Here is a 19494-nt window from a genome sequence, read left to right as displayed (position 1 = left end):
GATGATTCAGAACGCGGTCAGGTAGCGGTCGATCTCCCACTCGGACACCGTGTTGTGCCAGGCGAAGAACTCTTCGCGCTTGAGCCGCGTGAAGTACTCGGCGACACCGGGTCCCGCGCTGTCCAGGGCCCCGGCCAGCACCGGGTCGTTCTCCAGCGCGTCCATCGCGTGCACCAGGGTCATCGGCAGCATGTCGCCGCGCCCGCTGCCGGGCGCGCCCGGATCGAGCTCGCGTTCGATGCCGTCGAGGCCCGCGGCGACGGTGGCGGCCATGGCCAGGTACGGATTGGCCGATCCGTCGCCGCCGCGCAGTTCCACCCGGTGCTGGTCGGGGACGCGCAGGTACTGGGTGCGATCGTTGCCGCCGTAGGTGGGGTAGCGCGGTGACCAGGTGGCCCCGCTACTGGTGGAGGTGGCCCCGAGTCGCTTGTAGGAGTTCACGGTCGGCGCCAGCACGCCTTGCAGGGCGGGGGCGTGTTCGAGGATGCCCGCGATGAACGAGTACGCGGTGCGGGACAGCCCGAGGCCGCGTCCGTCGGCCGCGTCGGGGAACAGCGGGTCGCCGCCGTCCCAGAGCGAAAGGTGCAGGTGCATGCCCGACCCGGTGCGGTCGGCGAACGGCTTCGGCATGAAAGTGGCGCGCATGCCCCGTTTTTCGGCGACCACCGAGAGCAGGTAGCGGGCGGTGATCACGCGGTCCGCGGTGGTCATCGCCTCGGCGTAGGCGAAGTTCTGCTCGAACTGCCCGTTGGCGTCCTCGTGGTCGCTGGCGTAGTTGCCCCAGCCCAGCGCGTTCATGGCCGCCGAGATCTCGGTCAGGTGGTCGTACATCCGGGTGACGTCGCGGGCGTCATAGCAGGGCTGGCTACTGGTGTCGGCGGTGTCGGCGGTGCGAAGCACTCCGCTTGCATCCCGGTTGACCAGGAAGTATTCGATCTCCGCGCCGACCTTGACGGTCAGCGAGCGCGCGGCGGCTCGGCGCAGCATGCCGGCCAGGATGACGCGTGGCGCGAACGGCCACGGCACGCCCTCGACATGCGGATCGCAGTGCACCAGTGCGAGTCCGGGCCGTACGAACGGCAGCGGGGTGAACGAGGCCGGGTCCGGTATCGCCACCAGATCCGGGTCCCGCGGTTGCTGTCCCATGCTGCCCGCCGCGTAGCCGGCGAAACCCGCTCCCTCGGTGGCCAATTGGTCGACCGCCTCGACGGGCACCAGTTTGGCGCAGGGTTTACCCGCCAAGGTGACGAACAGCGCCAGGATGTAGCGGGTGTCGCTGGCGTGCGCGAGTTCGGTGAGTGTGGGTGCGGTGGTGGCGGTTTCGGCAGTCATTCCAGGCTCCAAGGACGAGAAGAAGATTCGGTGTCAGCGCATTTCGCCCGCACCCTGATAGGGGTGCGGACTGAGCAGGGGCTCGCCGTCGGCGAAGCGGGAGTAGCGGAAGTCCGCGGGCCGCACATTCGGCAGCTCGGTATTCCCGTCGGTGACCAGGTCGGCGACCAGCCGCCCGACGGCGGGGGAGATCTTGAACCCGTGCCCGGAGAATCCGGCGGCCAGGAACAGCCCGGCCACCGGGGCGGGTCCGATGATCGGGTTGTAGTCGGGGGTGACGTCGTAGGCGCCGACGTAGGAGCCGGTGATCCGCGGATCGGGCATGTCCGGCAGCCGGTGGCCGAGCTTGCCGATGATGGTGTCGATCGTGGACTCGTCGGCGCGGTTCACATAGTCGTCGGAGTCTAGGTACTCCGGCGCCTGGTGATCGGAATTGCCCACCAGTAGTTCGCCGTTGGGCTCCCGGCACAGGTAGGACAGTCCGGCCAGATCGGAAAGGACCGGCACGGTGGGTGTCGGCGCTCCCTGATCGACCAGCACCAGTTGCGCCCGCTGCGCCTTGATATCCAGCTCGACACCGGCGGTTCCGGCCAGTACGGGCGTCCACGGCCCGGTCGCGAGTATGACGGTGCCGCAGTGGATCTCGCTGCCGTCGGCGAGTAGCACGCCGTGCACCGCCCCGGTCGCGCTCGTCCGGAGCGCGCGCACCGGCGTGCTCTGCCGAATCCGGACGCCGAGTCTGCGCGCGGCGGTCGCGAAAGCCATTCCCGCCAAGTAGGCCTCACCCCGCCCGCCCAGTGGCTCGTAGGCGAACTCGGCGAAATCGTCGAGCCGCAGCCCCGGCCACAATTCGGCCATGGCGGCGTGGTCGATGAGCTCGACGTCGATGCCCAGGCCGCGCATCATCGCGACATTGGCCCGCAGCGGTTCGACATTGCCGGTGCCGACGCCGACGACATAGCCGCACTGCTGGAAACCCATGTCGTCGCCGAACAGCTCGGCGGCCCTGGTGAATACGTCGACCCCGTACCACGCCATCGCGGCCAGGGATGGCGTGCCGTAATGGCAGCGCACCACACCGCTGGACTTGCCGGTCATGCCCGAGCACAGCGTGCCGCGCTCCAGGACGAGGATGCCGGTTTCCCCGCGGTCGGCCAGCGACCAGGCGATGGCCAGGCCCTCCAGGCCGCCGCCGACGATCACGTAGTTATGGGTTTCGGTCACGGACGTCCTCGCTGCGTGTTTCCTGTGGTGATCCACTGTCCTTTCTCATGAAACAGACGGTCTGTGACGCGGGCGTTACGGCAAGGTCAGCGCTCGATCACGCCGACGGCGGTACAACGGCTTAACCGGAACGTCACCCGAAGTCCGCCGACGGCAATGTTCGCGGTCGTCTACTGGCTCCCAGCCGTCTACCAATGAGAGACAAAGGTTCCCGGCGGCGGACTTTCAGATGAGGTAGCTATGACAGAAGCGATCGTCGCGGCGAATACCGCGTGGATGTTGGCGGCCTTCGCCGCCGTGAGCCTGATGGTGCCCGGGCTGGCCATGTTCTACGGCGGCATGGTCGGCATCAAGAGCACGCTCAATATGGCCATGATGACCCTCGGCGCGGCCGCCGTGGTCGGGGTGCTGTGGATCCTGGTCGGATACTCGGCGTCCTTCGGCGATTCGCTCGGTGGCCTCGGCCTACTGGGCGATCCGCTGGAGTACTTCGGCTCCGGGAAACTGCTCACCGCACCGGCCGAACCGGCGCTGCCGCCCGCCGTGTTCTCCGGATTCCAGATGCTGTTCGCGTGTATCACGGTGGCGCTGATCTGCGGCGCGGTCGCCGACCGGATGAAGTTCGGCGCCTGGCTGCTGTTCGCGGGAATCTGGGCGGTGCTGGTGTACTTCCCGGTGGCGCACTGGGTGTTCGCCTTCGACACTGCCGACGGCTCGGTGCTGGGCGGCTGGATCGCGAACAAGCTGAAGGCCATCGACTTCGCCGGCGGCACCGCCGTGCACATCAACGCCGGTATCGCCGCGCTCGCGCTCGCGCTGGTGCTCGGCAAGCGCGGCGCGTTCCCGAACGTGCCGCGCCCGCACAGCCTTCCGCTGACCATCCTCGGCGCGGGCATGCTGTTCTTCGGCTGGTTCGGCTTCAACGGCGGCTCCGCGCTCACGGCCGGCAACGGCGCCGCGGTGGCCATCCTGAACACCGCCGCCGCCGCGTGCGCGGGCATCTGCGGCTGGCTGCTGGTGGAGCGGCTGCGCGAAGGCGTGGCCACCTCCCTGGGCGCCAGTTCCGGCTTGGTCGCGGCACTGGTCGGCATCACGCCGGCCTGCGGCGCGGTCTCCCCGCTCGGCGCGCTGATTGTCGGCGGGCTCTCGGGTGTGGTGTGCTCCTTCGCGGTGTCGCTGAAATACCGCTTCGGCATCGATGATTCGCTCGACGTGGTGGGCATTCACCTGGTCGGCGGCATCCTGGGCACCGTGCTGATCGGCTTCCTCGCCGATCCCGCGGCGCCCAACGGGGTGGCGGGGCTGTTCTACGGTGGCGGCGTCGATCAGCTGTGGCGGCAGAGCGTCGCGGTACTGGCCGTGTTCGGCTACACGCTGGTGGTCACCCTGATCATCGCCAAGGTCATCGACCTGACCATGGGCCTGCGGGTGCCGGCCGACGCCGAGCGCGACGGCCTCGACGTGTCCCTGCACGGGGAGGCGGCCTACGCGCTGGATCTCGCCCCCGTCAGCGCCGGCGCCACCCCGGGGTCGGCGGTCGCCGCGGCCGAGTCCTACACCGCGGGCGCGGCGAAGGCGGGCGCCCAGTAGAAACAGGCGGGCTCGCGGAAGCCGGTCCGGTTCAGTGCTCTTCGTGGTTGTCCGGGTACGCCGTGACCGCCAGGAACCGGATCGGCAACCGCACCAGCTCGTGCGGCCCGTGCAGGCCCTCGCCGTCGAGCAGCAGGGAATCTCCCGGCCGCAGTGTGTATTCCGCGTCCCCGTGCCCGTAGACCATGACGCCCTCGAGCATGTACAACAGCTCGGTGCCGGCGTGCTGGAAACGGGGAAACACCTCGCTGGCGTTGCTCAGCGTGACCAGCACCGGTTCGAGCCGCTTGTGCTGCCCCCGCAGCGAACCCAGCAGTTCGTAGTGATGGCCGACCCGGGTGCCGCGCCCGACGATCACCGCGCCGTGCCCGGCCGGCACGTAGACCGCCTCCCGGGCGGTGTCGGCGCCGCGGAACAGCGAGGTCACCGGCACATCCAGGCCCGCGGCCAGCCGGGCGAGCGTGGACAGACTGCACGAGGTCTGCGCGTTCTCGATCTTGGAGAGCATGGCCTTGGAGATGCCCACCTTGGTCGCCATGTCGCCGACCGAGAGCCCGCTGGCCCGCCGCAGCGCGCGCACCTGGCGCGCGATGGCGGCCTCCAGATCACCGGCGGTGGGCGGGTTGCCGATCACCTCCCGCTGCACCGGTGCGGGATCGCCGCTGTCGCGGTGGATCCGCGGGGTGAACTCGGGCATCGCACGATCTTACCCGGGGGTTTCCTGACAGTAGACGGCCGCTGGGTCAGCAGCGGATGTCGCTACCGCCCTGCGCCGCGGGCAGTTCCGTCGCGCCGCCGGAGAGCCGCACGGCGATGCCGTCGTCGGTCACGCTGATCTCGGTCGGCGTCATGTTGAACGGGTAGCTCTGCAGGCTCTTGGAGATCACGTCGACGATGCCCTGCACCAGGTCGGTCGGCAGGCCCATGCCGAGCAGCGCGGCGGACTGTGTTTCCACCTGCACCACACCGTTTTTCACGACCGGCTTGACCTCGAGCTCGGCCAGGCCGCCGAGCACCTTCAGGGTCAGCACGCCGCTGGACTTCGACGAGCTCACACCGGTGACGAGACCGGCCAGGGTCTCCTCGATGCCGGCGTTGCTCCAGGTGACGTCGGCCGAGGAGCTGCCGATGGTGCCGCCGCCGCGGCCCCCGTCGACCATCTCGAGGTCGTGGAACTCGGCGTGCACCACCATGCCGACGGCGGGGCCGAACTTGGTGTCGTCGCTGTCGACGGTGACCTTGCCGATCTTGTCGTCCAGATAGGTGATCAGCAGCGGTTTCACACCGAAGCCGACATCGATCTTGGAGCCCATCTCCTGCTCGAACTGCGCCGAGACGCAGTTGGCGATCCGGTGGCGGGCGTAGGCTTCGCCGCCGATCAGCAGGGAAACCAAGAGCGCCACGACCACGGCGAGCGCGATCGTCAGGGTGCGCCGGCTGACCCGAGGGGAGGGCTGGGCTGTGTTCATGCGGCCGATTCTTCCCGACGTTTTTGAGTCCGCTCTGTGGACGCGCTGAGGAGTTGACTGCGTCCGCCGCCGGTCAGGACGGTCAACGCGCCGTCGATTGTGATATGTGACACAAGATTCCAGCGTAGCCTGGGTGCCATGGCTGGCGAAGCGGCGGGCCGCGCACCCGAATCCGTGGCTCATGGGTGGCGTGTATTACGGCGGTTGGCCGCCCGGCACGCCGGTTTCTTCACGACCCGGCAGGTCCTGCGCACCGGATGTGAAACGCGAGTACGCGCCGGGCTCGGCGACGGCACGGTGGTCCGCGCCGGGGTCGGCCTGCTGCGACTGGCCGAGTGGCCGGACGGGCCGCTCGACGAGTACGCCATGTGGGCCGCCTGGTTCGACGGCGCCGCCGCCGTCTCCCATCAGAGCGCCGCCGAACTGCACGGTCTCGGCAGTCTGCGCCCGCGCTTCCTGCACCTGTCCGTGGGCGCCGGCCGCCCGCCGGTGACACCCCGGCTCGTGGTGCTGCGCCGCTCGCTCATCGGCGCCGACGTCGAATCCGCCGGGCCGTTCCTGGTGACCACGCCGGTGCGCACCGTGCTGGACCTGGCCGAGGCCGATATCGGTCAGACCGCGCTGGACGAGGTCATCGGTGACGCCGTCGCCATCGGCCGCTGCGGCCGCGACGAGATCCATTCCGCCGCCGTGCGACTACCGCCGCGGGCGGCGGGCCGCATCCATCGCGCGCTGACCCGTTTGTGAAATCGCACGGAAAACCCGTCCGCCGCCATCCTCCTGCGCTGGACGCTCGATCGTGGCAGGGTGGCTGATCATGGGGACGATGGGCCAGGGTAGGTGGGATCTCGTCTTCCCGTCCGGCGCACCCGAGCGAGTCGGTGACATGTTCGCCACCGCGGTGGTCGCCGACGCGGTCCGCGGTCAAGACGCCGACCTGGCGCAATCGGTGGAGACCTGCCGCGAGTGGAATCGTCGCTACCGCACCAGCTTCCGGGCCATGACCGCGCTCGGCGCGTGTTCGCCCGCGCACGCCGCCGGTATCGCCGCCGACGGATTGACCTCGGCGCGCGGGCTGTTGCGGTTCGTCACCGAATACGTGGCGGCGCCGCTCGACAGCTTCGATGCCGGCGCGGTGCCGCAGCGCTCGACGCTCGACACCGGCCACATCGGCGGCAGCGCGAAACCGCCCGCGCGCCTGGAGATTCCTTATCGCGGCGCGATCCTGGCCGAGGAGGCGCTGCGCAGGCAGCTCACCGAGTGGCGGCAGCGGGGGATCGTCGAACCCGGCTTCGCCGCCGCCGTCGAACGGGTTATCGATCATCCGGAATGGTTGCCGCTCCCCGGGTTTCGCGTCGTCATCGCGGGGGCGGGGGAGCTGGTGCCGCTGCGGCCGCTGCTGCACTGGGGTGCGGACGTGCTGGCCGTCGCCCGGCCCGGGCCGGCGCGCTGGAAAGAGCTCGAGGAGCTGGCGCGGGCCGGAGCCGGGGTGCTGCGCTATCCGATCAGTCCCGGCCCGCGCCCGTTCGACGGCGGACCCGGGGCCGACATCACCACCCAGTTCCCGGCGCTGATGGTGTGGCTGCGTGCGCATCTCGCGGACGGGCCGCGCCCGGTCTTCGGCGGCTACGCCAACCGGTTCGGGCCCGGCGGGGTGCGCCTGGCCGCCGCCATCGATGTTCTCGCCGAGGACGTGCTGGCCCAGCGCCCCGACGCCGCGCTGGCCGTGCTCGGGTCCGCGACCGACTGCTACGCCGTGCCGGAATCCGTTGTCGCCGACGCGCATCAGCGCCTGCACGCGCGCGGTGCGCGCCGCTTCGCCCAGGACCTGCTGCGCGTCCTCACCAGATCCGCGCTCTACCAACCGAATTACGCCACCCACCTGACCGACGAGGCGGGTGAACTCTGGAGCGTCGCCGACACCATGCTGCCCGCCCAGGGCCCGAACCACGTGCTGGCGCACCGCATCCAGCGCTGGCGCGGCGTCCTGGCCCACGCCGCCGGCCGCACCGTCTCCTGCGCCGTCGCCCCCCTGATCCACACCCGCGCCCTCACCGCCCAGCCCCGCCTGGCCGCCGCCTACCGCGGCGCTCAGCACTTCGGCATCGAAATCTTCGCCCCCGACACCGCCCGCACCCTGCTCGCCGCCAAACTCGTCGCCGACCTCTGCGCCCCCAGCGCCACCGACACCGCCAACCCCGAAGGCCTCTTCGCCCAGGGCGCCGCCCACAGCGGCCTCTGGCGCCAGCCCTTCGAACCCCACTCGATCCTCCCCATGGCCGCCCTCTCCGGCCGCCTCGGGTCGAGGTTCCAGCGCACCTAAACTGTCGCAACCGCTTTCGGTGCTACCGCCGACCAGGGCACCGAGAGGACGCAGTCGCGCATGCGGCGGCGGTATTCGCGGACCGGGAAGCCGTCCTCGCGGAGGTATTTCGCGGCCTGGCGCCAGCGGATGCGGGGGCCGAAGGGGGCCAGGGGTGCGGCTCGGGCCCAGGCGCGGTCGGCGGCGGTGAGCAGGGTGTGGATGGGTTCGCCGGGGATGTTGTGGTGGATCAGGGCTTTCGGGAGTCGCTCGGCGATGTCGGAGGGTTTGTCGACGGTGAACGGGTCCCAGGCGAGGGTGAGGGACCGGGGGCCGGAGTGGTCCAGCAGGATCCAGGCGCAGCGGCGGCCGAGTTCGTCGCAGGTGCCGTCGACGAGCAGGCCGTCCGGGGCCAGGCCGGACAGGATCCGCGCCCAGGCGTCCGGCACCGCGGACTCCGGGTATTGGCGCAGCACGTTGAACGCGCGCACCAGAACCGGTCGCAGACCGGCCAATTCGAAGCCGCCGCGAGCGAAGCTGACCCCGTCGCGGCCGGGGACGACACGGGCCGGATCGATCTCCAGACCGACCACCCGCACCGCCGGGCGGACGGTCCGCAGCCGGGCGGCGAGTTCGAGCGTCGTCCACGGGCTCGCGCCGTAACCGAGGTCGACCACCAGCGGATCCGCGGCGGCCAGCAGCCGCGCGGTGACCAGTTCGTCGTGAACCAGCCAGCGATCACTGCGTCGCAGCCGATTGACCCCGGTGGTGCCCCGGGTGATGGTGCCGAGCGGCCGGTTCAGCTGGTGGGGTTGCGAGCTTCCAGCCACTTCACCGTCTCTTCGGCTTCGGCGCGGAACAGGTCGATGAGGTTCACCAGCATCAACTGCTCCAGCCGCGGACCGACCATCGGAATGAACACCTTCGCCTCGGGCGAGAACCGCATGGTGCACCCGGTTTCGGTGGGGAACAGGCGAATCGCGCCGCTGAGGCTGCCGGGCCCGGCCGGGATGGACGCCGAGAACTTGCCGACGGTTTCCTCGGCGTCGAACGGGCCCCAGCTCTCCTTGCGGGTGATGATCATGTCCTTGCGCATCACGGCCTGGGCGATCTCGGGCAGCATCTCCCGCGGCAGCGTGTGGTGCAGCAGGACCTCGATGCCCGAATCGCTCACGTCGAGGCTGACGACCTCGTTGCCGGGGGTGTACTTCCGCATTTCCGCGACCCGCGCCTCCCAGTACTCCCGAGTCGACAGCGCCTCGTAGAGCTCTTTGGTGGTGTGCAGCGGGTACCGAGCGGAGTAGTCCAATCGACGTGCCATGCCCGCACACGTTACCGGGATCGATTGCCAGGCTGTCGCTCGGCGCGCATGTCACAAGCCGGCCCGGCCGCCGTTGGGCCGGGCGCACAACGACGGCTCCGGATCAGCCCTTGTGCGAGCTGATCCAGGTGTTGGTGAATTCCTCTTCGGACCGCAGCAGCTCGGTGAGGTGCTCCTGGATCGCCTTCTCGATCTTGCCGCCGAAGAGCGGGACCTTCACCTCGATATCGCCCGCCACGGTCGCGGTCGCGCCGGTGGCCGTGTCGGCCAGCGTGATGGTGCCGCGCACCTGGGCGGGCGCGCCCTCGACGGTGGCCTCGAAGGTCGCCGACTCGCCGGTCCAGCTCTCCACCCGCGGAATGATCAGATCGCCGGGGCGGACCGCGGTGATCGCGGGCGGCAGCAGATCGGCGGCGATGGCCTGCACCATGTCCACGCGCACCTGATCACCGGTGGCGCTGAAGGAGTTCAGGCGCGCGTTGTCCCCGCCGACCTCGGCGATGCGATCTTTCCAGTACTGCTCATCGGCGATCGCCGCGCGGACGGCGGCGGCCGGGTGTGTGTAGCGAGCCGTGTACGCCAAGGGTGTAGCCATGGACGAACACGCTACCGCGTTGTGAGCTCAGCGCCCGGAGGAGGTAGCGCAGCGTAACCACGGAGGGCGTAGCGAACAACGCCAATCGGATACCGTCTCAGGCGTGCGAACTTCACGGGTGGTATCCACGGACGAGCTGCGTGATCTGCTGGCCGGAACCGGCGCGGAATTGCGCGAATCGGTGCGGCTCGCGGACCTGACCACGCTGCGGGTCGGCGGTCCGGCCACGGTCGCCGAATGCGCTTCGACCGAGGCGCTGGTGGACACGGTGCGCGCGCTGGACGGCAAGGGCGTTCCGGTGCTGCTGGTGGCTGGCGGCTCCAATCTGCTGATCAGCGACGCCGGGTTCGACGGTGTGGTCGTGAAGATCGCGAACTCCGGGGTCGAGTTCGGCACCGACCACGTGCTCGCCGACGCGGGCGCGAACTGGGACGCTGTCGTCGCCGCGTCGGTCGAGGCCGGTTTCGGCGGCCTCGAATGTCTTTCCGGCATCCCGGGTTCCGCGGGCGCGACCCCGGTGCAGAACGTCGGCGCCTACGGCGTGGAGATCGAGCACCTACTGCGCAGGGTGCAGTTGCTGGATCGCGCCAGCGGCGAGATCCGCTGGGCCGAGCCCGCGGAACTCGGTTTGGCCTATCGCACCAGCAAGCTCAAGCACAGCGCGGACGCGGTGGTGCTCGCCGTCGAATTCGCCCTGGATCCGTCCGGCACCAGCGCGCCGCTGCGCTACGGGGAGCTGGCGACCACCCTGCGGGTCACCGACGGCGGCACCCGTCCCGCCGCCGAGGTGCGCGCGGCTGTGCTGGGGTTGCGCGCGGGCAAGGGCATGGTGCTCGATCCGGCCGATCACGACACCTGGAGCGCGGGGTCGTTCTTCACCAATCCCGTGGTACCGCAGGCGCGCGTCGACGCCGTGCGCGCGCTCATCACCGCCCATGTGGGCGATGTCACGATCCCGACCTATCCCGCGCCCGGTGGCGTGAAATTCTCCGCGGGCTGGCTGATCGAGCGGGCCGGTTTCGGCAAGGGTTTCCCGGGCGTCGGCGCACCGGCCCGGCTGTCCACTAAACACACGCTCGCGCTGACAAACCGGGGGGCCGCGACCGCGGCCGATCTGGTGGACTTGGCGCGCACAGTGCGCGCCGGTGTCGAGGACGTTTTCGGTATCGGTCTGGAGCCGGAACCGGTGACCGTCGGCTTGACTCTCTAACCAGGCATAACGGGCATCGAACCCGTTCGATAGCCGACCGAACTGTTGGTCGCGCGTAAATTCGAAGCGGTGAACAACCGTCCAGTGATCCGTAGACCGGTCGGCGTCTTGTCGATGCTTCTGCTAACCGTGGTCGCCCTCGTGGCCGGCTGCGGCACCGACCAGCCCGACCAGGCCAAGGACAACGGCCCGGTCGCGGAGGTGACGATCACCCCCGGCAACGACGCGGACGACGTGAACCCCACCGCTCCGATCTCGGTCGAGGTCAGCAACGGCGTCATCGATCAGGTTGCGCTGAGCAATGCCGCCGGTAAGCAGGTCAAGGGCGAATTCAGCCCGGACAAGCACACTTACAAGATCACCGAGGCGCTCGGCTACGACGCCGCCTACACCTGGACCGGCACCGCGCGCGGCACCGACAACCAGCCGGTCCCGATCGAGGGCACCTTCCACACGCTGGCCCCGAAGGCCACCGCGGGCGCCACCTTCCAGATCGCCGACGGCCAGGAGGTCGGCATCGGCGCGCCGATCATCCTGCAGTTCCGCGGCCACATCTCGAACAAGGCCGAGGTGGAGAAGGCCATCACCGTCACCACCAACCCGCAGACCGAAGGCGCGTGGGCCTGGTTCCCGGACGACAACGGCGGCTCCCGCCTGCACTGGCGGCCGAAGAACTACTGGCAGCCCGGCACCACCGTCAACGTGACGGCCAAGCTCTACGGCGTCGAGATGGGGGACGGGCTCTACGGCGACTCCGATCTCACCTCCGACTTCACCATCGGCCGCAGCCAGATCGTCAAGGCCAACGCGCCCAGCCACCGCATGCAGGTGGTGCGCGACGGGCAGGTCGTGATGGACTTCCCGGCCAGCTACGGCGAGGGCAACGAGCCGCGCAACGTGACCCGCTCGGGCACCCACGTGGTGAGCGAGAAGCACGAGCTGGTGAAGATGTCGAACCCGCCGTTCTACACCAACATCGACGAGCACTGGGCCGTCCGCATCTCCAACAACGGCGAATTCATCCACGCCAACCCGGAATCGGCGGGTGCGCAGGGCAATTCGAACGTCACCAACGGCTGCATCAACCTGTCCACCGCGAACGCGCAGGAATACTTCGTGACCGCGCTCTACGGCGACCCGGTCGAGGTCACCGGCACCTCGATCCCGCTCTCGGCGGCCGACGGCGACGTCTACGACTGGACCATTCCGTGGGACCAGTGGAAGACGATGTCGGCGGTGCAGGGCAAGCCCGCGCAGGTCTCGGCTACTCCGGTCGCCCCGGCCGCGCCGCGATAACCGCTGCCGCTCAGCCGCGGCGGGCGAACCGGCCGGCTTCGGCCTGATCGCGCGGCTTGACGATGATCTGATCGAGGTTCACGTGCGCGGGCCGCGAGGCCACGAATCCGACGATCTCGGCGATGTCGGCCGCGACGAGCGGATCGATGCCCTCGTAGACCTTGGCGGCGCGCTCTTCGTCACCGTCGAAGCGCACCAGCGAGAACTCGGTTTCCACCGCGCCGGGCGCGATCTCGGTGAGCCGCACCGGCTTTCCGAGGAGTTCCCCGCGCAGTGTCCGATGCAGCACCCCCTGCGCGTGCTTGGCGGAGGTGTAGCCGGAACCGTTGTCGTAGACCGAGAGCGCGGCCACCGAGGTGATGGTGACGATCAGGCCGTCACCGGAATCGATCAGCTTCGGCAGCAGGGCCTTGGTGACCCGCAGCGTGCCGAGCACGTTGGTCTCCCACATCCAGCGCCAGTCGTCCAGATCGGCCTCGGCCACCGTGGCCAGGCCTTTCGCGCCGCCCGCGTTGTTCACCAGCACCGCGACCTCCGGGACCGCGGCGCAGAAGGCGCGCACCGACTCCTCGGAGGTGACATCGAGTTCCAGTGCGGTACCGCCGATCTCGTCGGCCACGCGCTGCAACCGATCGAGCCGGCGGGCGCCGACATAGACGTGATATCCCTGCTTGGCGAGTTCGCGGGCGGTGGCCTCGCCGATGCCCGAGCTAGCTCCGGTGACTACCGCGTTGCGAGTGCTCATGGCCATCGATCCTAGGTGCCAACTGTTTGCCGGGCCCCGCGATGTCGTCGGGATCACCGTCGCACGGTGTTATCCCAGGTCCCGGCTGAGCAGGTCGGCTGGAGTTTCGCGGCGCAGCAGCTCCCGGCAGCGGCCGTCCCGGACCGCGACGATCGGCGGGCGGCCGACGCCGTTGTAGCTCGAGGCCAGGCTGTGGTGATAGGCGCCGGTGACGGGCATCGCGAGCACCTCGCCGGGGTGCAGGTCCGCGGGCAACCGCACGTCGGCGGCCAGGATGTCGCCCGCCTCGCAGTAGCGTCCCGCGATGCTGACCGTCTGCTCCGGCCCGATCGGGTGCCGACTGGCGAGCACGGCGTCGTAGCGCGCGCCGTACAGCGCGACGCGGGGGTTGTCGCTCATGCCGCCATCCACGGTGACGAAGGTCCGCCCGCGATCGATGCGTTTGACCGACAGCACCCGGTACAGCGTCAGGCCCGCCTTCGCGACGATGGCGCGACCCGGTTCCAGCGCGATCGACGGGCGCGGGAAACCGTGCCGCGCACAGGCGGCGTCGAGCGAGTCGTCCAGCACATCGGCGAGTTCGGCCAGATCCAATTCGGGGTCGCCACACCGGTAGGCCACCGCGTGCCCGCCGCCGAGATCCAGCTCGGTGAGTGTGTGGCCGTGCTCGTCGCGCACCGCGGCCATGGCCCCTACCAGCCGCCGCACCGCCTCGCTGTAGGGGAAGACATCGTGGATCTGCGAACCGAGGTGGCAGTGCAGGCCGACCAGCCGCAGATTCGGCTGGCGCAGTACGCGTTCCACCGCCTCGGCGGCCAGCGCGCTCCCGACCGGGAACCCGAATTTCTGGTCCGCGACGCCGGTGCGCACCGCGGGATGTGAGTCGATGTCGATATCCGGCGAGATACGTAGCAGCACCCGCTGCGGGGTGGTGGCCAGCGCCGCGATCAGCGGTATCTCGTTCAGCGAGTCGATGACGATCCGGCCGACTCCGGCCCGGATCGCGGCCCGCAACTCGTGGAACGGTTTGCCGTTGCCGTGCAGCACGATGCGCTCCGGGTCGACACCGGCGGCCAGCGCGATCGCCAGCTCGCCCGCCGAGCAGACGTCGAGCGAAAGCCCCTCGGCGGTCACCCATTCGGCGACCGCGCGGGTCAGCAGGGCCTTGCCGGCGTAGATGATCTCCGCGTCCGGGAAGTGCTTGCGATAGGTCCGGCAGCGCCCGCGCACCTCATCCTCGGCCAACACGTAGGTGGCGGTGCCGTACTGGTCCGCGATGTCGGCGAGGGCGACGCCGGCGACGGTGATCCGGCCCTCGGCGTCGTAGTGGGTGTCGGCCGGCCACACCGTGGGCGCCAGGCGCGGCGTCATGGTCGAGCCCAGGGAAGGAAACATGTCGAGCAGGGTCACGGTGTCTCCCGATGTCGTCCCCGCCGTTCCGTATGCGGGGCCTAGGTCAGGAGTACGCCGGTCCGCGTGCCGGTGGCGCGGCCCCTGACGCCGCCCTGACGCTCGAAGACGCGATCTTGACGCCGTGTTTGCCCCCGCGGGAGCCCGCTCTAGCCTGAACGCCATGGCTATAAGGGAAGCGGTCAGCGCCGACGGAACCACCCTCGTCTACCGGGTCACCGGCCCCGCGGGCGCGCGCCCCCTGGTGCTCGTGCACGGCTGGTCGGCGAACCTGCGGTGCTGGGGCGCGGCCGCCGACGAGCTGGCCGAGCGCTATCGCGTGATCGCCGTCGACCTGCGCGGCCACGGCTACTCCGACGTCCCGGCCGCCGGCTACGACGACCCGAAGAACTGGGCCGCCGATATCGCCGCCGTCCTGGCCGCCGAGGGCATCGAGCGGGACGCGGTGCTGCTGGGCTGGTCCTACGGCGGCATCGTGATCAGCGACTACCTCACCGCCTACGGCGCGGGCGCGGTCGCCGGGGTGATCTACACGGGCTCGATGGCCAATATCGGCCGCGCGCCCGGCGCGGAGACCGGCACCGCCATGAACGCCGCGATTCCCGGCGTCTTCGAGGAGAGCGCCGGCCGCGCCACCCGCGCGTTCGCCGCCTTCGGCAACGCCAACACCGGTCCCGGCGCGGACAAGGGCGTGGACGCCCAGCGCCTGTTCGGCGGCAGCCTGGCCACCCCGCCCGCGGTGCGCAAGGCGCTGTTCGTGCGCACCGTCGACAACACCGAAACCCTTCGCGCCCTGGATATTCCGGTGCTCGTGCAGCACGGCACCGCCGATCCGGTGGTGCCGATCGCCAACGGCCGCTATATCGCCGAGCACGCGCCGCGGGCGCGCACCTCGTTCTGGGAGGACGCGCAGCACGGTCTCTTCCTGGAGGACCGGCCGCGGTTCCTCGCCGAGATCAGCGCGTTCGTCGACGCCCTCTAGGCGATTAGCACATACATTCGAATTCGGCATCCTGAGCGGGGTGACTGTGCTCACAAAAACGCTGTGATCGCAGTCACTTGCCCAGCTCCGGGGTGCGTCAGCGGGTATTCCACCGTGCACTATGGATTATGTGAGTCAACGCCCGGACCTACGGCCGAATCGGATCGCCGTGCTATCGGTGCACACCTCACCACTTGCCCAACCGGGCACCGGTGACGCGGGCGGGATGAACGTCTACGTTCTGCAGACCGCTCTGCAACTGGCCCGCCGCGGGATCGAAGTCGAGATCTTCACCCGCGCGACCTCCTCGAACATGCCGCCCGTGCAGGAGGCCGCGCCCGGCGTCCTGGTGCGCAATGTGGTGGCGGGCCCCTTCGAGGGCCTGGACAAGCACGAGCTGCCCACCCAGCTGTGCCCGTTCACCGCCGAGGTGCTGCGCCAGGAAGCCCGGCACCTGCCCGGCTACTACGACCTCGTGCACTCGCACTACTGGCTGTCCGGCCAGGTCGGCTGGCTGGCGCGGGACCGCTGGCGAGTGCCGCTGGTCCACACCGCGCACACCCTGGCCGCCGTCAAGAACCTCGCGCTCGCCGAGGGCGACTGCCCCGAACCCGTGAGCCGCGAGATCGGCGAGAAGCAGATCGTCTCCGAGGCCGATCGGCTGGTCGCTAACACCGCCGAAGAGGCCCGGCAGCTGGTCGAGCTCTACGGCGCCGACGCCCAGGCCATCGACATCGTGCCGCCCGGCGCCGACCTGGCCCGATACCGTCCCGGCGACAAGCGCAGCGCCCGGGCCGCCCTCGGCCTGCGCCCCGACGAGCAGGTCGTCGCGTTCATCGGGCGGATCCAGCCGCTCAAGGCGCCCGACGTGCTGATCCGCGCCGCCGCCGCGGTGCTCGCCGCGGAGCCCCAGCGCAACCTGCGCGTGCTGATCGTCGGCGGCCCCTCCGGCACCGGCCTGGAACGCCCCGACTCGCTGATCCGCCTGGCCGCCGACCTCGGCATCAGCGAGCACGTCACCTTCCTGCCGCCGCAGCCGCCGGACCGGCTGGTCGAGGTCTACCGGGCCGCCGACCTGGTCGCGGTGCCCAGCTACAACGAATCCTTCGGCCTGGTCGCGATCGAAGCGCAGGCCAGCGGCACCCCGGTGCTCGCGGCCGACGTGGGCGGCCTGAGCACCGCCGTGCGCCACGGCGAGACCGGCCTGCTGGTGCCGAGTCATCACATCCCGGACTGGGCGGCCGCGCTCGGCACGCTGCTCGACGACCCGGATCGGCTGCGCCGGATGGGCGCCCGCGCGGTCACGCACGCGGGGAACTTCTCCTGGGAGCACACCGCCGACGGCCTGCTGGCCAGCTACTCCGCCGCGCTCGGCGATTTCCACGCCGCGCTGGCCCATCGCGAGGGCCATGACGTGCTGCTCAACGGGCTCTACGGCGTTCCGGGTGATCGCGCGCTCGAATCGGGTATCCGGTACACGCACTAGCCTGAACCCGACCACGACGACAGGAGTACGACGCCGATGTCGGTGCAAGCCACCGCGCAGCTGATCGACCAGACGCTGCGCGATCGGGAAATCGAATACAGCCGCACCGGCGAGGACGTCTTCGTTGTCATCCTGCCGGGGGAGCGCAAGCTCAAGACCAGCCTGATGCTCACGGTCGGCAAGCACGGCGTGCGCCTGGAATCGTTCGTCTGCCGCAAGCCGGACGAGAACTTCGAGGGCGTCTACAAATTCCTGCTGCGGCGCAACCGGCGCCTCTACGGCATGGCCTACACCCTGGACCGGGTCGGCGACATCTACCTGGTCGGCCGGATGGCCACGCACGCGGTGACCGAGGACGAACTGGACCGGGTTTTCGGTCAGGTGCTCGAGGCCGTCGACGCCGACTTCAACACGCTGCTGGAGCTGGGCTTCGCGGAATCCATTCGCAAGGAATGGAAGTGGCGCGTTTCGCGCGGTGAATCCCTGAAGAACCTGCGCGCCTTCGAACATCTGGTGGACGCCTCCGACAAGTAGGCCCGCGCCCCATATGATCCATCGGGCCGCCGCGAACGCGGCGGTCTCGATGCTGCTGTCGGAAGTGGGGGCCTGATGACCATTCTCGCGCTGGATGTCGGGGCGACGAAGATCGCTGTCGGCGTGGTCGGTGCCGACGGTATGACCAAGGAGGTCGGCCGGATCCAGGTGCCGCCGACCGGGGTGTGGGAGGCGTGCCAGGAGTTACTGCTGTCCGTCGCCGGCGATGACGACGTGCCGATCATCGGCATCGGCGCGGCCGGCCCGGTGGACGCGCCGTCCGGTTCGCTCTCCCCGCTCAACATTCCGGAATGGTCCGAGGGCTTCCCGATCGTGGCCGCGGTGAAGGAGTTGTTTCCCGAGGCCTCGGTGCGTTTCGCGATCGACGGGGTGTGCCTGGCGCTGGCCGAACGGCATTTCGGCGCGGCCCGCCAGACGCCGGACGCGCTCGCCATGACGGTGTCCTCGGGGATCGGCGGCGGCATCATCGTGGGCGGCATGGTGGCGGTCGGGCACACCGGCAACGCGGGTCATATCGGTCACATCGTGGTGCCCGGGTCGATGGATCCGTGCGCGTGCGGCGGCGTCGGTTGCGTGGAAGCCGTTGCGAGCGGGCCGTCTTCGGTGCGCTGGGCCCAGGGCCGCGGCTGGACCGGGACCACCGGCATCGAGCTCGCCGAGGACGCGCTGCACGGCGACCGGATCGCCAAGGCCGCGCTGCGCCGCGCGGGTATCGCACTGGGACAGGCGATTTCCTCCGCGGCGGCGTTGCTCGACGTCGACCTGGTGGTGGTCGGCGGCGGTTTCGCGCAGGCGGGGGAGCCGCTGTGGCGGCCGCTGCAGGAAGCGCTCGGCGCGCACGCCCGGATCGGTTTCCTCAAGGACCTGAAGGTCGTCCCCTCGGAACTGCAGGACCGCGCCACCCTGATCGGCGCCGGACTGCTCACCGCCCTCTCCACGCCCGACTGAATTCGGCCTGCCAGAATGAGGCCATGACGTACACCCTCGTGCTGCTGCGCCACGGCGAGAGCGAATGGAACGCCCTGAACCTGTTCACCGGCTGGGTGGACGTGCACCTGACCGACAAGGGCATCGCCGAGGGCAAGCGCGCCGGTCAGCTGATGGCCGAGCAGGGTGTGCTGCCGGACCTGGTCTACACCTCGCTGCTGCGCCGCGCGATCAGCACCGCGAACAACGCGCTCGACGCCGCCGACCGGCACTGGATTCCGGTGGTCCGGGACTGGCGGCTGAACGAGCGCCACTACGGCGATCTGCAAGGCAAGAACAAGGCCCAGGTCAAGGAGCAGTACGGCGACGAGCAGTTCATGCTGTGGCGCCGCAGCTACGACACCCCGCCGCCGGCCATCGGCGCGGACAACGAGTACAGCCAGGCCGGCGACCCGCGCTACGACGGCATCGAGGTCCCGGAGACCGAATGCCTGCTCGACGTGGTCAAGCGGATGGTGCCGTACTGGGAGTCCACCATCTCCAAGGAACTGCTGACCGGCAAGACCGTTCTGGTCGCCGCGCACGGCAACTCGCTGCGCGCCCTGGTCAAGCACCTCGACGGCATCTCCGACGACGACATCGCCGGCCTCAACATCCCCACCGGCATCCCGCTGGTCTACGAGCTCGACGAGAACCTGCGCCCGGTCCGCCCGGCCGTCTACCTGGACCCGGAGGCGGCCGCCGCCGGCGCCGCCGCCGTGGCCAACCAGGGCGGCAAGTAACCCGCAGTCCCGACCCGAAGCGCCGCAGTCGATCCGACTGCGGCGCTTCGCCCGTTTCCGGGTGAGAATTCTCGCCAGAATGTGGGACCAGCGCGATTAACTCTTGGCTTGGCGCGCCGCTTACGGTAAGCCTAGATTCTGACAGTCGAAGTGGGGGATTGACGGCTATACGCTGGGGCTATTGCGAGTCCTGACGTGTATGTGAACTGGCATTCACCAGTTTTTCGGATATCCGGATGTTCTTACCGACGAGTAGGTTCGGTATGCT

Annotated in this window: 18 protein-coding genes and 1 pseudogene; 10 read left to right on the top strand and 9 right to left on the bottom strand. The window is 69.7% G+C overall.

The features are described from left to right. Positions 1-6: 6 nt before the first annotated feature. Both glnT and AB0H76_RS21750 read right to left on the bottom strand, forming a co-directional pair. Positions 7-1332 carry a type III glutamate--ammonia ligase gene (glnT, locus tag AB0H76_RS21755; RefSeq protein WP_357326823.1) on the bottom strand — a complete coding sequence of 442 codons (1326 nt, stop codon included), beginning with the start codon at positions 1330-1332 and terminating at the stop codon, positions 7-9. 33 nt (positions 1333-1365) lie between these two features. After that, entirely contained in the window at positions 1366-2556 is a 1191-nt protein-coding gene (locus AB0H76_RS21750; protein ID WP_357326821.1) for an FAD-binding oxidoreductase, read from the bottom strand. Between the two features lie 240 nt (positions 2557-2796). Between AB0H76_RS21750 and AB0H76_RS21745 the strand changes: the two genes are divergently transcribed. Next, positions 2797-4146: an ammonium transporter gene (locus AB0H76_RS21745; protein WP_357326820.1), complete on the top strand. Its 1350-nt coding sequence runs from the start codon at positions 2797-2799 to the stop codon at positions 4144-4146. Between the two features lie 31 nt (positions 4147-4177). Here the strand turns inward: AB0H76_RS21745 and AB0H76_RS21740 are convergent, their stop codons facing one another. After that, positions 4178-4843 (bottom strand): XRE family transcriptional regulator, encoded by a 666-nt coding sequence (locus AB0H76_RS21740; RefSeq protein ID WP_357326818.1) that lies wholly within the window; start codon positions 4841-4843, stop codon positions 4178-4180. Positions 4844-4889: 46 nt separating this feature from the next. Further along, positions 4890-5615: a DUF2993 domain-containing protein gene (locus AB0H76_RS21735; RefSeq protein WP_357326816.1), complete on the bottom strand. Its 726-nt coding sequence runs from the start codon at positions 5613-5615 to the stop codon at positions 4890-4892. A gap of 138 nt (positions 5616-5753) precedes the next feature. Here AB0H76_RS21735 and AB0H76_RS21730 point away from each other — a divergent pair, with 138 nt between their 5' ends. Further along, entirely contained in the window at positions 5754-6362 is a 609-nt protein-coding gene (locus tag AB0H76_RS21730; RefSeq protein ID WP_357326814.1) for a hypothetical protein, read from the top strand. A gap of 79 nt (positions 6363-6441) precedes the next feature. After that, positions 6442-7938 carry a hypothetical protein gene (locus tag AB0H76_RS21725; RefSeq protein WP_357326812.1) on the top strand — a complete coding sequence of 499 codons (1497 nt, stop codon included), beginning with the start codon at positions 6442-6444 and terminating at the stop codon, positions 7936-7938. Here the strand turns inward: AB0H76_RS21725 and AB0H76_RS21720 are convergent. The 3 genes from AB0H76_RS21720 to AB0H76_RS21710 all read right to left on the bottom strand — a co-directional run bounded on the left by AB0H76_RS21720 (position 7935) and on the right by AB0H76_RS21710 (position 9833). Further along, positions 7935-8747: a class I SAM-dependent methyltransferase gene (locus tag AB0H76_RS21720; RefSeq protein ID WP_357326810.1), complete on the bottom strand. Its 813-nt coding sequence runs from the start codon at positions 8745-8747 to the stop codon at positions 7935-7937. The genes AB0H76_RS21725 and AB0H76_RS21720 overlap by 4 nt on opposite strands. After that, positions 8717-9238 (bottom strand): DUF2505 domain-containing protein, encoded by a 522-nt coding sequence (locus AB0H76_RS21715; protein ID WP_357326808.1) that lies wholly within the window; start codon positions 9236-9238, stop codon positions 8717-8719. The genes AB0H76_RS21720 and AB0H76_RS21715 overlap by 31 nt, the downstream gene beginning before the upstream one ends. Before the next feature lie 103 nt (positions 9239-9341). Continuing rightward, the gene (locus tag AB0H76_RS21710; protein ID WP_357326806.1) at positions 9342-9833 is read right to left on the bottom strand and encodes a DUF2505 domain-containing protein; all 492 of its coding nucleotides are present in this window, start codon (positions 9831-9833) and stop codon (positions 9342-9344) included. Between the two features lie 118 nt (positions 9834-9951). Here AB0H76_RS21710 and AB0H76_RS21705 point away from each other — a divergent pair, with 118 nt between their 5' ends. After that, entirely contained in the window at positions 9952-11043 is a 1092-nt protein-coding gene (locus tag AB0H76_RS21705) for a UDP-N-acetylmuramate dehydrogenase (protein ID WP_357329797.1), read from the top strand. A 114-nt stretch (positions 11044-11157) separates the two neighbouring features. Then, complete coding sequence (locus AB0H76_RS21700; RefSeq protein WP_357326804.1) at positions 11158-12339, top strand: Ig-like domain-containing protein; 1182 nt, start codon at positions 11158-11160, stop codon at positions 12337-12339. Positions 12340-12349: 10 nt separating this feature from the next. Here the strand turns inward: AB0H76_RS21700 and AB0H76_RS21695 are convergent, their stop codons facing one another. Then, the gene (locus AB0H76_RS21695; RefSeq protein WP_357326802.1) at positions 12350-13084 is read right to left on the bottom strand and encodes an SDR family NAD(P)-dependent oxidoreductase; all 735 of its coding nucleotides are present in this window, start codon (positions 13082-13084) and stop codon (positions 12350-12352) included. Between the two features lie 69 nt (positions 13085-13153). Further along, positions 13154-14494: a diaminopimelate decarboxylase gene (gene lysA, locus AB0H76_RS21690; RefSeq protein WP_357326800.1), complete on the bottom strand. Its 1341-nt coding sequence runs from the start codon at positions 14492-14494 to the stop codon at positions 13154-13156. A 163-nt stretch (positions 14495-14657) separates the two neighbouring features. On the opposite strand from lysA, the gene AB0H76_RS21685 reads away from it, so the two are divergent. The 5 genes and pseudogenes from AB0H76_RS21685 (at position 14658) to AB0H76_RS21665 (ending at position 19226) form a co-directional block, all read left to right on the top strand. Next, positions 14658-15476, top strand: a complete 819-nt coding sequence (locus tag AB0H76_RS21685; RefSeq protein WP_357326799.1) for an alpha/beta hydrolase — start codon at positions 14658-14660, stop codon at positions 15474-15476. A 121-nt stretch (positions 15477-15597) separates the two neighbouring features. Continuing rightward, a pseudogene (gene mshA / locus AB0H76_RS21680) lies at positions 15598-16827 on the top strand (D-inositol-3-phosphate glycosyltransferase); the annotation flags it as partial. A gap of 171 nt (positions 16828-16998) precedes the next feature. After that, positions 16999-17496: a YbjN domain-containing protein gene (locus AB0H76_RS21675; RefSeq protein WP_357326797.1), complete on the top strand. Its 498-nt coding sequence runs from the start codon at positions 16999-17001 to the stop codon at positions 17494-17496. A gap of 75 nt (positions 17497-17571) precedes the next feature. Continuing rightward, positions 17572-18465 (top strand): ROK family protein, encoded by an 894-nt coding sequence (locus AB0H76_RS21670; protein WP_357326795.1) that lies wholly within the window; start codon positions 17572-17574, stop codon positions 18463-18465. 23 nt (positions 18466-18488) lie between these two features. After that, positions 18489-19226: a phosphoglyceromutase gene (locus AB0H76_RS21665; RefSeq protein WP_357326793.1), complete on the top strand. Its 738-nt coding sequence runs from the start codon at positions 18489-18491 to the stop codon at positions 19224-19226. Positions 19227-19494: the final 268 nt, after the last annotated feature.

This window comes from Nocardia sp. NPDC050712 (assembly GCF_040654295.1).
Classification (GTDB): Bacteria; Actinomycetota; Actinomycetes; order Mycobacteriales; family Mycobacteriaceae; genus Nocardia.
This window is presented reverse-complemented; position numbering and strand designations above follow the sequence as displayed.

Bases quoted from the DNA above. Each gene is read 5' to 3' on its own strand.
- glnT (WP_357326823.1), bottom strand. From the start codon at position 1,332: ATGACTGCCGAAACCGCCACCACCGCACCCACACTCACCGAACTCGCG.
- AB0H76_RS21745 (WP_357326820.1), top strand. From the start codon at position 2,797: ATGACAGAAGCGATCGTCGCGGCGAATACCGCGTGGATGTTGGCGGCC.
- AB0H76_RS21740 (WP_357326818.1), bottom strand. From the start codon at position 4,843: ATGCCCGAGTTCACCCCGCGGATCCACCGCGACAGCGGCGATCCCGCA.
- AB0H76_RS21735 (WP_357326816.1), bottom strand. From the start codon at position 5,615: ATGAACACAGCCCAGCCCTCCCCTCGGGTCAGCCGGCGCACCCTGACG.
- AB0H76_RS21730 (WP_357326814.1), top strand. From the start codon at position 5,754: ATGGCTGGCGAAGCGGCGGGCCGCGCACCCGAATCCGTGGCTCATGGG.
- AB0H76_RS21725 (WP_357326812.1), top strand. From the start codon at position 6,442: ATGGGCCAGGGTAGGTGGGATCTCGTCTTCCCGTCCGGCGCACCCGAG.
- AB0H76_RS21715 (WP_357326808.1), bottom strand. From the start codon at position 9,238: ATGGCACGTCGATTGGACTACTCCGCTCGGTACCCGCTGCACACCACC.
- AB0H76_RS21710 (WP_357326806.1), bottom strand. From the start codon at position 9,833: ATGGCTACACCCTTGGCGTACACGGCTCGCTACACACACCCGGCCGCC.
- AB0H76_RS21700 (WP_357326804.1), top strand. From the start codon at position 11,158: ATGCTTCTGCTAACCGTGGTCGCCCTCGTGGCCGGCTGCGGCACCGAC.
- AB0H76_RS21695 (WP_357326802.1), bottom strand. From the start codon at position 13,084: ATGAGCACTCGCAACGCGGTAGTCACCGGAGCTAGCTCGGGCATCGGC.
- AB0H76_RS21685 (WP_357326799.1), top strand. From the start codon at position 14,658: ATGGCTATAAGGGAAGCGGTCAGCGCCGACGGAACCACCCTCGTCTAC.
- AB0H76_RS21675 (WP_357326797.1), top strand. From the start codon at position 16,999: ATGTCGGTGCAAGCCACCGCGCAGCTGATCGACCAGACGCTGCGCGAT.
- AB0H76_RS21670 (WP_357326795.1), top strand. From the start codon at position 17,572: ATGACCATTCTCGCGCTGGATGTCGGGGCGACGAAGATCGCTGTCGGC.
- AB0H76_RS21665 (WP_357326793.1), top strand. From the start codon at position 18,489: ATGACGTACACCCTCGTGCTGCTGCGCCACGGCGAGAGCGAATGGAAC.